At 44.5% G+C, this 14607-nt stretch carries 11 protein-coding genes; 2 read left to right on the forward strand and 9 right to left on the reverse strand.

Annotation, left to right across the window (positions count from 1 at the left end):
* The first annotated feature begins 222 nt into the window (after positions 1 to 222).
* On the forward strand, positions 223 to 1440 hold the full coding sequence (locus JHD45_RS12150; protein ID WP_199476785.1) for an SLC13 family permease: 1218 nt from the start codon (positions 223 to 225) through the stop codon (positions 1438 to 1440).
* A 19-nt stretch (positions 1441 to 1459) separates the two neighbouring features.
* On the opposite strand, the gene JHD45_RS12155 is transcribed toward JHD45_RS12150, so the two are convergent.
* The 8 genes from JHD45_RS12155 to JHD45_RS12190 form a co-directional block, all read right to left on the reverse strand.
* Positions 1460 to 2380, reverse strand: coding sequence for a DMT family transporter (locus JHD45_RS12155; protein ID WP_199476786.1), 921 nt, complete (start codon positions 2378 to 2380; stop codon positions 1460 to 1462).
* Between the two features lie 191 nt (positions 2381 to 2571).
* Positions 2572 to 2931: a hypothetical protein gene (locus JHD45_RS12160; protein ID WP_199476787.1), complete on the reverse strand. Its 360-nt coding sequence runs from the start codon at positions 2929 to 2931 to the stop codon at positions 2572 to 2574.
* A 19-nt stretch (positions 2932 to 2950) separates the two neighbouring features.
* Positions 2951 to 6175 carry a type I restriction endonuclease subunit R gene (locus JHD45_RS12165; RefSeq protein ID WP_233407790.1) on the reverse strand — a complete coding sequence of 1075 codons (3225 nt, stop codon included), beginning with the start codon at positions 6173 to 6175 and terminating at the stop codon, positions 2951 to 2953.
* A complete protein-coding gene (locus JHD45_RS12170; RefSeq protein ID WP_199476788.1) occupies positions 6175 to 7368 on the reverse strand; it encodes a PD-(D/E)XK nuclease family protein in 1194 nt (397 codons plus the stop codon). Before JHD45_RS12170 ends, JHD45_RS12165 begins: the two co-directional genes overlap by 1 nt.
* A gap of 223 nt (positions 7369 to 7591) precedes the next feature.
* Positions 7592 to 8905: a restriction endonuclease subunit S gene (locus JHD45_RS12175; RefSeq protein WP_199476789.1), complete on the reverse strand. Its 1314-nt coding sequence runs from the start codon at positions 8903 to 8905 to the stop codon at positions 7592 to 7594.
* Entirely contained in the window at positions 8895 to 10640 is a 1746-nt protein-coding gene (locus tag JHD45_RS12180; RefSeq protein WP_199476790.1) for a type I restriction-modification system subunit M, read from the reverse strand. The genes JHD45_RS12175 and JHD45_RS12180 overlap by 11 nt, the downstream gene beginning before the upstream one ends.
* A 50-nt stretch (positions 10641 to 10690) precedes the next feature.
* Positions 10691 to 11311, reverse strand: coding sequence for a protein adenylyltransferase Fic (gene fic / locus JHD45_RS12185; protein WP_199476791.1), 621 nt, complete (start codon positions 11309 to 11311; stop codon positions 10691 to 10693).
* 38 nt (positions 11312 to 11349) lie between these two features.
* Complete coding sequence (locus JHD45_RS12190; protein WP_199476792.1) at positions 11350 to 12273, reverse strand: restriction endonuclease; 924 nt, start codon at positions 12271 to 12273, stop codon at positions 11350 to 11352.
* A gap of 272 nt (positions 12274 to 12545) precedes the next feature.
* On the opposite strand from JHD45_RS12190, the gene JHD45_RS12195 reads away from it, so the two are divergent.
* A complete protein-coding gene (locus JHD45_RS12195; RefSeq protein ID WP_199476793.1) occupies positions 12546 to 13001 on the forward strand; it encodes a DUF3574 domain-containing protein in 456 nt (151 codons plus the stop codon).
* Between the two features lie 176 nt (positions 13002 to 13177).
* Here JHD45_RS12195 and JHD45_RS12200 read toward each other — a convergent pair whose 3' ends face one another.
* Positions 13178 to 14362 carry a NupC/NupG family nucleoside CNT transporter gene (locus JHD45_RS12200; protein ID WP_199476794.1) on the reverse strand — a complete coding sequence of 395 codons (1185 nt, stop codon included), beginning with the start codon at positions 14360 to 14362 and terminating at the stop codon, positions 13178 to 13180.
* Positions 14363 to 14607 lie beyond the last annotated feature (245 nt).

A 14607-nucleotide genomic window follows, 5' to 3' on the forward strand; every position in this document is an offset into this window, starting at 1 on the left:
CATTGACCCCTTATAACCCCCTCCCAGCCTCCCCCTTAGTAAGGGGGAGTCGTGGGGGAGGAGCCTTTTATTGAGACATTTCCCGTTCACTCCCCTTATTTAAGGGGAGGGTTAGGGAGGGGTTGAAGAAATGAGGGCGTTTATATTCCTTTTATCTTGCGTTTTGTCATGCAAATACACCACAGGTTAATTTACTAACACTTTTTGTTTAAGGAACCGCCAATGAATGGCCTGATTATCGCTGTCTTTGTTGCCGTTTATCTTGGTATGGCCCTGGGCCGCTGGCCGGGTTTTGCCATTAACCGTACTGGGGTTGCTATGATCGGCGCCGTGGTGTTGATGGTGACACAGGCCTTGTCCGGCTCTCAGGCCCTTGAATCAATTGACTTTTCCACTCTAGCGGTGTTACTTACCCTGATGGTGCTGTCCGGTCAGTACGCCGCCAGTGGTTTCTTTGACTGGGTGGCCGACCGCATCACACATATGCCTTTATCATCCCGTTATCTATTAGGTGTGGTAATTGTCATCGCTGGTGTGTTGTCCGCCTTAATGACGAATGATGTAGTGGTGTGGGCCACCACGCCAGTGCTGATCCGAGGCCTACTGGAAAGAGGGCTGGACCCCAAACCCTATCTGATTGCTCTAGCTTGTGCAGCCAATGCCGGCTCAGTGGCTACCATGATTGGTAATCCGCAGAATCTGCTGATCGCCCATGTGGGGGATCTGCATTTTCTGACCTTCGTAGGACGCTGTATTGTACCGGCCTTGTTAGCCATGGGGGTGGTGTATCTGGTGATCGGCCGTTCTAGGTTCATGGATGCTAACCACGCGATTGCACCAAGAGAACACAAATCGTCTCAGCCATGTCAGCTTAAGCCACGTCTGTTGCTGAAAGCCGTATTGGCGACCATAGCGCTCATTGCGATTTTTATTTTCGTAGAAGATAGGGGGAGCTGGTCATTGCTGATTGTGGCGTTGTTATTGCTTAACCGAAAGCTTGGAACCGAGCGCCTGCTGCAACAGGTGGACTGGCAGCTACTAGCGCTCTTTACCTGTCTGTTTATCGTTACCGGTGCCTTGGCCAATGCACCGACGCTAGCTGGCGAATTTCAGCATCTGCTCAGTGCAGTGAATATTGATCATACCGCTGTGCTGGCGGGCCTGTCCCTAGTGGGAAGTAATACCATCGGTAACGTACCCTGGGTCATGTTGCTATTGCCCATGGGGCATTGGCCGGATCATCTGCTTTACAGTCTGGCTATTTTCAGTACTCTGGCGGGTAACTTGCTGATCGTCGGCAGTGTGGCCAATATTATTGTGATTGAGCAAGCCAAAGCTCATGATATTCATATTAGCTTTGGCGAGTTTGCCCGCATTGGTGTGCCAGTTACCCTGATAAGCTTTGTGTTGGCAGGCATCTGGGTGATGCTGGCAATGTAAGTTTAAAGTCTTGATAAGTTTATTTGACTGCTCTTTTTTTGCCTTCCGACAGCCAGATCCCTGCCAATACCATGGCCAAGGCGATAGCATGGTAAAAATGGAATGTCTCGTGTAGCAGTAGTACCGCTAAAATAGGGGCGAAAATCGGCACAAAATTAATAAACACTCCGGCTCTGGCAGGGCCGATCAACTCCACTCCACGCATAAAAAATACCTGAGAAATCAGAGAGGGAAAGAACGAAATATACAACACAATCAGCCAGCCTTTCGGAGTGGGCCAGTAAGCCGCTCCAGTGGCTATTTCATAGACCAGCGCGGGCAGCGCCGTGATCGCACCGATAGAGGACAGAACCGTAAAGAACACCATGGCGGAGACGTTTGGTTTACTACGTAGGGCCAGAGTGTAAATGGCATAACAGAGGCAGGCTATCAATATATAGCCGTCCCCCGGATTAATGGACAGCTCTAACAGTTTGGTTAAGTGACCTTGGGTGGCCACTAGAGTTACTCCCAGTAAGGTGAGAATAATGCCAATTGCCTGCAAAAGATGGACTTTTTCCCGAAACAGCAACATGGCTCCGAGCAGGACCAATACTGGCACACTGCCTTGAATGATCCCAATATTAATGGCGGTGGTCTGGTAAGCGGCAATGTAAAACAGGGAGTTAAAACAGGTGAAGCCCAAGGTCGCCATCAGTACCATTTTTAACAAATGGGGACGTATTATGTGCCATTCCTGACGTACTTGACGGCCATAAAATAACCACATCACGGCACTCACAATCAGCCAGCGTAGAGACACCACGGACAGTGGTGAGACCTGAGCAATCGCCAGACGGCCTGCAATGGTATTCCCACCCCAAAACAGAGTGCATAAAATCAGTAAGATATAGGCATTGGAGTGAATGCGGGTAGTGAAGAAGCTCAACAAAGCGGTCATTATCAATCCTTAAAGTGGTACAGCGGATCCCAATTTATTTTTGCTTACCAGCATACCCATGCTGGCCTAGGGAAGAAAGCAGAAACTCATCATTCACCGTTGGGTTTTTCTATGACTAGTGTGATTTTGGGGGATTGTGGAACTGACCCTCACGTATTTGAGAGGCGCTCCGAAGGCGCAAACTAATAAGCTTAAGAGTAAAAATGCAAAACCGCACCAGAGCCAAACATAAGTAGGCCACTTGTCATTAACCAGTAAAAAGCAAAGATAAACCATCGCTGGATATGTTTAGGCACCTTATCTCTTTTCTCCAACATACCAAAGCGTTTAGCGTGAAAGCGGCATAGGAACACAGTGGCGTATTGAAGAACGCCTTGCCCAGCAAAGAATAAGCCTAAACTGCTGAAAGTGCGACAGCCATTATCCAATATATCTTCTAGTTCAGAGAGCCATTTTTTCTTTAAATAAATGACGATTCCAAGCCAAATGAAAGTGCCCAGGCAACCAACGAAGAATAAGTAACTGGCTATTAGAGGAATGATGATACTCATGTCTTCCATATACTCTTTATTAAGCCCAGCTGTCGGACAGTGCCTCAGCTTGTTCTAGCACTAAGCGAATGGCTTCATCAGATCTGTCTGGCGGATATTTAAAACGACGCAGCAGACGACGTACGAGATTTCTCATACGAGCGCGAACGCTGTCTCGTTTCGACCAATCAACCGTTGCAGATTTTCTTAGCTGGTGCGTGAGTTCAATGGCGAGTTTGCGCAAGTTGTCATCGCCTAATTCTCTGACAGAGGCTTCATTGGCAACTAAGGCGCGATAGAAGGCGATTTCATCAGCTGTTAGATTCATTTTCTTCATCATCTCAGCATCAGCTTGCATTTCTTTCGCCCATTGGATCAGCTCTTCAATGACCTGTGCCGTTTCGATGCTGCGATTATGATATTTCTGAAGGGTTGCCATGATCCGGTCGGAGTACTTTTTCTCTTGTACTTTGTCCGTTTTCATTCTGGCTTTGACTTCATCCCGAAGAAGCTTCTCTAATAATTCAACGGCGAGGTTCTTCTCTTTCATGTGTTTCATGTCTTCTAAGAACTCGTCAGACAACAAGCCAATATTGGGCTTGTCTAAGCCAACTGTTGAAAAAATATCATCCACGCCATCAGAAACAATGGCGTTATTTAAAATCTGACGAAGGGCTGAATTACGTAATTCATCACTGCGTTTTTGATCCACTGAAGAGTGCTTTAAAAACGCCGTTTTAACGGCGCCGTAAAAGGCAATTTCACTTTTATATGGTTCGACTTCGTCAAGGGTATTACATAAGGAATAAGCTTTGTTTAGCTGTGCCATCGCATCAAGAAAGCGGCGCTTTCCGTCACGTACTTCTTTGCCTTCTCGGTTAGTGTGGCTCAAACCGGATATATGGTTTACCGCCCCTGGTAATAGCTGAAGAGGCTTACTTTCGTAATCGTCAAGATAGGAGAAGACGGAACCGTTATCAGACGGTGTGGCAAACATGCCACGGATGATATCGATGCGCTCTTCTAGGTAAGCGAACGCCTCTGCGGTATCAACGGTAGGCTGGCCTTTACCTTTGCTATTGGTATAGGTTTTTAGTGCATCTTTCAGGTCGTTGGCAATGCCGAGGTAATCCACTACTAAGCCACCGGGTTTGTCTTTAAAAACGCGGTTTACACGCGCAATGGCCTGCATCAGATTATGGCCTTTCATTGGCTTGTCGATGTACATGGTGTGACAACAAGGCGCATCAAAGCCAGTGAGCCACATATCCCGCACAATGACGAGTTTTAGCTCATCGTCTGTATCTTTAAAGCGCTTTTCAAAGAGCTTTTTGGTTTTCTTATCATAGATATGCGCCTGCATCTTTTGGCGATCCGATGCTGAGCCTGTCATGACAATTTTAATGGCGCCTTTGTTCGGATCCTCATCGTGCCATTCTGGTTTAAGCTTAATAATGGCATCGTATAAATCGACACAGATTTCACGGCTCATGCCAACAATCATCGCTTTACCAGGGAAGGTTTCGCAGCGAGTGGTAAAATGCTCCACAAGGTCTTTTGCTACTGCATCAATGCGCGGTTGCGCACCGACCAGTTTTTCGAGAGCAGACCATTGGGATTTAATTCTCTCACGGCTAGCGGTTTCTTCTTCCTCACCGATTTCGTCTTCCACTTCATCGTTCAGTGCTTCTATCTTGTCTTGATTGATATCGAGCTTCGCTAAACGAGATTCGTAGTAAATCGGCACAGTCGCGCCGTCGTCTACGGCATCTTGAATATCATAAATCGAAACATAATCACCAAAGACACTTCGAGTGTCCTTGTCATCTTTATCAATTGGTGTTCCAGTGAAACCGATAAAGGATGCATTGGGTAGGGCATCACGCATGTACTTGGAATAACCGTAAACATAACGCTTGCCAATGACGTCACCTTTCTCGTCTTTTACATCGACTAAGCGCGCCTTGTTACCATATTGGCTACGGTGGGCTTCATCTGAAATGACAATAATGTTTGAGCGTTCAGAGAGCCTTGGATGCTCCGTTTCTTTTTCCAACAACGAGAACTTTTGAACCGTGGTAAAGATAATGCCACCGGATTGGCGGTCTAGTAGCAATTCACGCAATTCGTCGCGTCCATCGGCTTGCAGCGGCGTTTGTTTTAAGGTTTCACTTGCCATGGAAAAGGTGTTGAAGAGCTGACTATCCAAATCATTACGATCCGTTACCACCACAAGCGTTGGGTTATTAAGCTCGGGCTGTTGTAACAATTTGCTGGCATAACACACCATAGAGATGCTTTTACCGCTGCCTTGGGTATGCCAAACTACCCCTGCTTTACGGCTACCAGGTTTGACTTTTTCAAGGTAAGTGGCGCGACGCTCACCAAGCCCCGTTTGACTATCTGCCGCGATGACGGTTGCTTTAACCGCGGCACGAACAGCGTGGAATTGATGATAGCCAGCAATCTTTTTGATTACTTTGTCGCCATCGTTCTCAAACAAGATAAAGTATCGTAGATAATCCAACAAAAGCTCAGGTTTGAAAAAGCCTCGTATCAAGGTTTCCAATTGAAACTCTAATAACGGTTTATCGTCTTCGTTATTGATGGCTTTCCAAGGTAAGTAACGCTCTTGATTCGCGGTAAGAGAACCAACACGTGCCACCCAACCGTCACTTACCACTAAGGCTTCGTTAAAGACAAACAAGTCTGAGATTTCGTCTTTATAGGTTTGCAGTTGGTTGTAAGCATTCCAAATATCGGTTTGTTCGTTGGCGGGGTTTTTAAGCTCGATCACCGCCATTGGCAGACCATTGATAAACACGACAATATCTGGGCGACGGTTGCCTTTAGTCCCTATAATGGTGAACTGATTAACGACCAAGAATTCGTTGTTATCTGGCTCATTAAAGTCGATCAAGCGAACATGAGTATGCTTAGTAACCTGCTCGCCATTTTGTTCAATGGAATATTCAAGCGGCACGCCTTCGATCAAATACTTATGAAAGATACGGTTGTTTTTAATGAGAATAGGTGTTTCAGGGGTTGCCACTGTTTTAGCGACTTCTATTAGATTATCGTAAGGCAAAAAAGGGTTTAGCTTTACCAGTCGATCAAGTAAACGCTGGTGCAAAGTGACTTGCTGAAAGTCTTCTCGTTCAGGAGAAGTGCCATCGGGCGCGATGTCATAGCCATTCACATATTGGTAGTTAAGCTCTTTAAACCAATCAAGGCACAGCTGTTCTAATTGATCTTCGTTGATCATTATTGTTTTTCCCCATACAGGCGATGCATGTCTTTACAGAAAGCGACAAAAGACGCGCAATTGAGTAGCGCTTGTTGGAGTTCTGTCATCTGCTGGAAAAATATGTCACTTTGTTGTTCAAGTGTGGTCGCATTACCAATAAAGTCTGTGAGACCTTGATAAATAATAAGAGGGTGCCATGGGTTTTCGTTCTTATTTTTAGTAGTACGGTCACTGAAATGCCAACCCTTAGGTAAAATGAGTTCATTAACTAAGGACTTATAATAAACATTAGAGTTCATTGCTGGGTGTAGCGGTTCATCAATGTCCATAATTAAAACGGCTAATGGCTCTGTTGACATAAGGTCATTTATGCAGTGATCCTCATCATCAATGACAAAACCGCAGAAGAATCCGGGAGCCCAACCTCCTTCTTCGTATTCTTCAGTGACATTGTTAAATTCTAAGCCAATACGGCCCCAAGCGTCGTACCTACCGATCCTTTCGTTTATACCTACCTTACGTTGAAGTGCTACTTTATTGTATGAAATATGTTCATCAGCTAATTGCTGGATGGGCCAGCTTTTGTTTGCCGTTCTTATGGCGATATCATAGAGCTGCTTATCTAGTTTTTTTACATCGTTGTAGTAGGATATAGAAAGGGGATTGATCGGTGACATATCTATTAACCCATTACTTTTTAAAAGGTTGATAAACTCTCCTCGAACCCATTTTTCCTTGTCATTACCGTCTTTGACTTTTTCGATTTCTTCGGCGATTTGATACCAACATAGCGCTAAATCTGGGCTTTGTTTGTGTTGTCCTATATGAGCAGTGATCAGCACAAGAGCATAAGCTTCGTAGAATTTTTCTTCGGCATACTTACGGTAGTTATCTAGCTGCTTATCGTGAAGCTCTGACCAAATCTTATGTTCAAAAATAATGCGAAAAGAATGGTCTTTAGACTCCCAGCACATATCTGGATACTTACCATTGAAATTAACTTGGGTATCAATGCGCCCTGAGTTTCCAACGAGTGGGATTTCTAAACTTTGTTCTTTTGATTTGTTGTGTAAGAACGTAGCGATGGCTTCTCTTACTGAACCGTCGTTACGTAATAACCAAGCAAAAGCTTCTGTTATAAAGTTTTCAATAGGAGAGTTTTTGTCGCTTGCTGCATATTTACTGATGTTAACAAGTAAGCTTTCGTACATATATAAATCCCTTTTATAATTAGTTCTATTGGTTCCAAGCTTGTTCTGTGATTGTACATGTTTGGGTGTAGATGCCAACTTGCGTAACATAGTGGTGAAAGTCTATGTTCTCCGCTATTTCTGCGGGATAACGAATGAAAAGCACCTTTGCTAACTCCCAAGCGGTAAACTTCTGATCGGGGATTATCTCTTAAGATTTTAATAATTATCTTAACTCGGGTGTTTATGGTGATACCTCAGTCAAATCTTGGGCTTGGTCTAATGAAAGTTCACCGGATAATAATTTAGGTAGTAGGGTGTCTCGTAGTTCATCTAATTGTTTCTTTTCCTCTTTTAACGACTTTTGGAGCTTGATGAGAGGCATTACCTGAGCTACAAACACTTCTTGAACATCGTTAGGCGCGATACAAAACTCGAGATTAGAGATAGCCTTAAAAGTAATTTGCGGAAACGTACCAGAGCGAGAGTCAGCTATTACATTAAATTCATCAATGGTGTTTTGACGAGTCAAAATCATATATAACAACCGAGGGTGGATTTTTTCGTTTGTCTGAATAACCATGAACTTAGTTGATACAACATAATCACTTACATTGGAATCGACATAAGCATATCGCTTGTTCTTTGGTCTAATCTCACTGTAGAGAATATCTCCCTCCTTGATAGCTTTTTTTGCTTGCCCAGGTAGCTCTTCAACAGAAGAATAGTCATTGTGTAGAAAATCTCCTTCCAAAACATCCCCAGTATTTACGAAAATGACTTTAGTAACATTTTTCAAATTATATGATTGAGAATGATTTTTACAGATGTCTGATAGTTTCCTAACAGCCCACCCCTCCGGTATCAGCCCTAGTTCACTCTCAACAAACTTATCTGGAAAAAGCGCTGCTGTTGCTTCGTCCATACCGACTGGCTGCTGACCGTTTATCTTGGCTTTGACGGGATCAAAATCGACAAACCATGATTTAAAAATGGCTTGCGCCATTTCTTCTAGGGTTTGGTTTGTTTGCAGGTTTGATTGAATTTTCGAATCAAATGATGAAAGTATATTTGCTATTTTTCGTTGTATTGCTAAGTTGGGTAAAGGTATAGGGAGCCCCTTCACAGTTGGAATATTTGTATATCCTTGTACTGAACCAGAATTATGATTAGCATGAATATCTCTAAACTGCCTGCTTCTCATGACATAAAACAAATATTTTGAATCAAGTAATTCGGGATCTGGTCTTAGAATTCCTATCGAACTTGAAAATCCAAAGTGATCTGATTTTTTATAAAGATACGTATTGCCAAATGAACCGATAATTCCAAACAGCACATCTCCTGCTTGTGGGCGACGTGTAGCCCTACTAGCTACTGGAAAAAGCTTTCCAAAAGACTCTTCTGATATAAAATCCAATTTGTCTAATTTGAGCACACCTTCGCCAATGTTTTTAGATGTGAGGTACGGAATTCCAGACTCTACTCTTTGAACTTTAGCGTGAGCCCCATCACCGACAGAACATACTTCACCTAAAGTTTTAGTCTCAAAGCTCATAACCCAACCCCGCTAGGTTCTTTTTAATCTCCGCTTCTAGTTTGGCGGATTCGGCAAATTGTTCGCTGAGTTTTTGCGTTAGGTCGGCCATTTTCTCTGCAAAGGGAATGCCGTCATCTTCCACATTCGCAGCGCCCACATAGCGGCCTGGCGTTAGGACGTAATCGTGTTTTTGGATGTCGGCTAGGGTAGCGGATTTACAGAAACCAGCGATATCGGAATAGGGCGTAAGGTCGCTTCCCTCGTCGCTTATTGCTCCTGCATTTTCAATATTTCCACCATCCTTGGTGGTCTTCCAAGCGTGGAAAGTATCGGCGACTTTGCGAATGTCGTCCCAAGTAAAGTCGCGTAGTACGCGGTCTTTCATATAACCAAGGTTACGAGCGTCGATAAATAAGATCTCTTCCGAGCGGTCACGTAGTTTGCGTCCGGCTTTGTCGGTACGCATGCCTTTGTTTTTGGTGAGGAACCAAATACAAGCGGGGATTTGTGTGTTGGTAAAGAGCTGGCCGGGTAGGGCGACCATACACTCCACAAGATCATTTTCGATCAGCGCTTTACGAATCTCCCCTTCGTTATTGGTGGTGGAACTCATCGAGCCATTGGCAAGCAATAGGGCTTGGGAGCCATCCGCCGCAAGGTGATGCAGCATATGTTGTAGCCAGGCGAAGTTGGCGTTACCGGCGGGTGGTGTGCCATATTTCCAGCGTGGGTCGTTATCGTCTACGCCCGTGTTCCATTCCTTCATATTGAAGGGCGGATTCGCCATGATAAAGTCAGCACGTAAATCGGGGTGCTGATCATTGGTATAGGTACTGGCTGGCTCTTTACCGAAGTCATAGTCTAAGCCACGAATCGCCATGTTCATGGCCGCCAGTTGCCAAGTGGTGTAGTTGTACTCTTGGCCATAGATGGAAATTTTCTGCTTTTGTGTGATCGGGTCGATATCGTATTGATTGGCATAACGTTCGATAAACTTTTCCGATTGCACAAAGAAACCACCAGAACCCATGGCAGGGTCGTAGACGCGACCTTCGAAGGGCTCGATCATTTCTACAATTAAGCTAACAATAGACGCAGGCGTATAGAACTGACCGCCTTTTTTACCTTCTGCTAGAGCAAATTGACCGAGGAAGTACTCGTAGATATGGCCTAGGATATCTTTGCTGTTGAGCGATTTGTGGTTAAACGGAATGGTGGCTATCAGGTTGATCAGCTCGTTAAGCTTGGCTTGATCAATTCGCAGCTGAGCGTAATGTTTGTTCAGCACTCCTTTGAGCTTTTTGTTTTCGCGCTCAATGCCTTCTAATGCGCTGTCTATTAAGTGACCGACTGAGGTGATTTTTTTGGTTTTACCGTCGATTTCTAGATCCGCACCACCGATCACCACTGGGCCATTATCTTGAAGGAACGACCAACGCGACTCGGTCGGTAGCCAAAAGACGTTTTTCTCGATGTAGTAGTCCCGCTGCTCTAGCTCGATGGCGATTTCTTCGGCCAATTCTTCCGCGCTAAAGCCTTCTGGGTCTAAATAGTATTCGTGTTCTGGGTTGGCAAGGTCGGCTTTGATCTCTTCCTGACGAATGGTAAAGGCATCAGACACGTATTTAACGAATATCAGTCCAAGTACGGCGTGTTTATATTGTGAAGCATCTAGTGAAGCACGCAATTTGTCGGCGGCGTTCCAGAGTTTTTTCTCTAACTCTTTTAAGTATTCCTGTTCTTGGTTGTTCATATAGGTCTTCTAATAAGTGCGTGATAATTTAAATGTCAAAAATTCTGATGCTATAGCTCTTCGGTCTTAAACTCGCTGTAGCCTTCGTAGTAGTAACTTACGTCTATACCTTTCATAAATAACGCACGGTCGTGGATTTTGTCGGTTAGGGCTTGTTTGAGTAATACTTTAATTTCAACGTCTTTGACGACGCTGCGCTGCATGGAAGAAAGGTAGTCGTCTTTATCGACGGCATTCCAGTCGATGACCTGTTGGATTTCTTTTTTGAGTATAAGATCAAGCCAGATGCGGGTGGCGCGGCCATTGCCTTCTCGAAATGGGTGGGCGATGTTCATTTCGACGTATTTTTCGATGATCTCATCGAAATTGTTCTGAGGCATGGCGTCGATGTGTTTGAGTGATGGCTCTAAATACATAAGAGGAGCAAATCGGCTTATATTTTGAAGATCAGCCCCTTTGGCAATATTAACCTCGCGAATTTTACCCGCAAAGTGGTAGATATCCTCAAACAAGTAGGCATGGATATAGGCGAGGCCTTTAAAGGTGCCGATCTCAATTTTTTCTATGTCATTGGAGTCAAATAGCTGCTTGGCTTTTTGCTTACTGATTTTTTCCTCTGCTTTCGAGAGTTCTATTTGGTCAGTAATATTGAGTTTATTGTCCAATAGCATCTTGAGTGCCCTTAATCTTATACTGTTGCAATGACGGTTTAAACTTGGTCAAAAAATTCTTCGTCTATCTTTTTGATCTGTAAGGTCTGTTCGTTTCGACTGCCGATATTGTAACGCAACATAAGCTTAGCGAGTTCATTTCCATTGATTAAAACAATGCGTGTATTCAGGCGTTGGGCGGTTTCTACGGCAGAGGTGGTAAAGTCTGAAGTGGTGATAAAAATACCTTTCTGAGCATTTTTTAGGTTGAGTGCGCCGAAGAAGTCGCGAATGTCGCCAGAGCTGATGTTATTGCCTTGTTTATAACGTTTGGCTTGGATATAGATTTGATCTACGCCGAGCGGGTCTTGGTTGATAACACCGTCTACGCCATTGTCTCCTGACTTGCCCAACGCGTGGGCTGTGCCTTCTTCTGTGCCGCCGTAACCCATGGCAATAAGTAGATCGATAAGCAGTTGTTCAAAGAAAGCCGGCGTGACGTTACGAGTACGCTCTAGAATGTCTTGGGCGAGGGCATCGTTGATGGTTTTGTAGGCATTACGCAATACTTCGTCGGGGGTGTCGTTTGTTTCGACGTTTTGTTGTTCTAGTGGTGTGGCATCGTTTGTTTTTGCACTGGTGCTTGTGAAGTCGATGAATTCTTCAAACTGTTTTAAATATTGGGTATTAATCTCTACGTTTGGGTCACTTAGGGCGTTTAATCCGCGTTGAGTAATTTGAAAATGGGCGCGGCGTGGGCTGTCGATTAAACCGGCTTTGCTCAGATAGGTGCGAGCCCAACCCACACGGTTGTCGATGATGGGTTGTTTGCCGCTGGGCAAAGGCTCAAAGCGTTCCGCTTCTGAAAGTTGGAAATGATCACTAATGGCCGTAATGATGTCTCTTAATTTTACTTCCGCATCCGATGCATTGTTGACGGCTTCCAAAAAAGGCCTCATGCAGTCTTGGTAGTTAGGGATCATGCTCTTCCTTAATGCTGGCAAACTTTTGTTTATTCTACCGTAAAGTGCTCTTAGGCTTCATTTTTATTTTTGGATAAGATGTGGTGCTTGAGGAGGGAGCTTGCTATTGGCTTTCTCTGTTTTCCTTATTGCTGGCAAATTTTATACGGTTTACAGTAAAATGCTCCTCAAATTCATTTCTTAGTGGGTGGCTTTTCGACGGAACGGTAAGGTCTCTTATTTTCGTTGTTGGCGTTTTCGGGCGCTTTGTATTTGGCTAAAAGGTAAACAGTATGAAGAAGTCTTATTTTCGCCGTAGTGTGGTGGTTGGTGTTTTCTCGGTAGCGGTTTTGGGTATGTCTGGTTGTGCGCAGATGGGTTCTAAAGAGGCGTCTGCGGCGCCTACTATAGCGTGTACAGTGGGCGATCAAATGCAGCAGACAACCTTGTATTTTGGTATGAGTCGTCCTGCGGGCGGGGTGGTTACTGAGGCTCAGTGGCAAGGGTTTGTTGATAAAGAAGTCACACCGCGTTTTCGTGATGGTTTAACGGTGTTTGCAGCGAAAGGTCAATGGTTGGGAAATGACGGTAAGGTGGCGAAAGAAGACAGTCGTGCGCTGATGTTGATTTATCCTACCAATGACAAAGCCAGCAATGAAAAGATTGAAGCGCTGCGCAATTTGTACAGAAAGGAATTTCAACAAGAGTCTGTGATGCGTGTGGATTCACCTGAGTGTGTGTCTTTTTAATCGCGTTCTCGTTCTAGTGCGTTTCTTCTAGAGTCGGGTCAGTGTCATCTGTCTTCTAGTTGGGTCTGTAATGGTAAACGCTCTGGTTATCTGTAAATATCATAATGTATTTATCAAAAAAAAGAGGTCGCTTGACCTCTTTTTTTAATGGTTTTTTGTGTCTTTATTATGGGCAGTTATAAAATCGCGCCCACCACAGCAGCAGACAACAAGCTCACCAGCGTTGCACCGTAAACAAGACGGAAGCCAAAGCGAGACACCACATTACCTTGTTCTTCACTGACACCTTTGATCGCGCCAGCCACAATGCCGATGGATGCAAAGTTGGCAAAGGAGACTAGGAAGACAGATAGAATGCCAAGGCTACGGGGTTCAAGTTGTGTGGCAATTTTCTGAACTTCTAGCATGGCGACAAATTCGTTGGACACCAGTTTGGTTGCCATGATGCTGCCAACTTGCAACGCATCGTGTGCAGGGATGCCGATGACCCAAGCAAGTGGGTAGAACAGGTAGCCCATGATGTCTTGAAAGCTTAAGCCGAACAGGCTGCTAAATATTGCGTTTAGTAGGGCGATTAAGGCGATAAAACCAATTAACATGGCTGCGACAATCATGGCCACACGGAAGCCCGCTAAAATGTAATCGCCAAGCATTTCAAAGAAAGTTTGCGATTCATGCATGTCGTTTAGTTCTGGTTCTGGCTCTTCGTGTGGGCGGTATGGGTTGATAATAGAAAGAATGATGAAGGTACTAAAGAGGTTAAGAATAAGTGCCAGTACCACGTATTTGGGTTCTAGCATGGTCATATAGGCCCCTACGATGGACATGGACACAGTCGACATGGCGGTTGCAGCCATGGTGTACATGCGACGAGGTGACTGTTTGCTCAAAATGCTTTTATAGGCAATAAAGTTTTCTGATTGACCAAGCAATAATGAGCTAACGGCGTTAAAGGATTCCAGTTTCCCCATGCCATTCACTTTAGACAAAATCGTACCGATGATGCGAATAATCCAGGGCAAGATTTTAAAGTGTTGCAAAATACCAATGAGTGCCGAGATAAAGATGATAGGGCAAAGCACATTGATAAAGACAAATGCCAAACCTTGTTTGTTCATATTGCCAAAGACAAAGTCGGTGCCTTCTCCGGCAAATTTCATCAATTTCTCAAACGCTGTGGCAACGCTTTGAATAGAGGCTAAGCCGTATGATGAGTTGAGCAGAAACCAAGTAATGGCAAGCTCAATAATAATCATGAGGGCGATGTATTGAAAACGGATCTTTTTGCGGTCGTAACTGACTAATGCGGCTAAAGCAAAGATAACCAGCAACGCAAAGATAAAATGAAGTATCGGAAGCATAGTCTTTCCACTGATAATTTATGAAACCCAAGCACATTCGCTAATACGGAATATAGGATAATCCTGTCTTAGTGGTTGCTTGGCATGTTACTGGCATTAGGGGGAGTGCCATTTAAAAAATCTACGAGACTTTTGCACGACGACTGCGCTTGCAAATACTTTGTTAAAAACAGACTCAAAATGCCCATTTATAGCGATAAACTCCGCTTTCTCGTCTGTTTTTGCCGCGTCTTGGCGTCGCTCGT

The organism is Marinomonas spartinae, assembly GCF_016461715.1.
Lineage (GTDB): Bacteria > Pseudomonadota > Gammaproteobacteria > Pseudomonadales > Marinomonadaceae > Marinomonas > Marinomonas spartinae_A.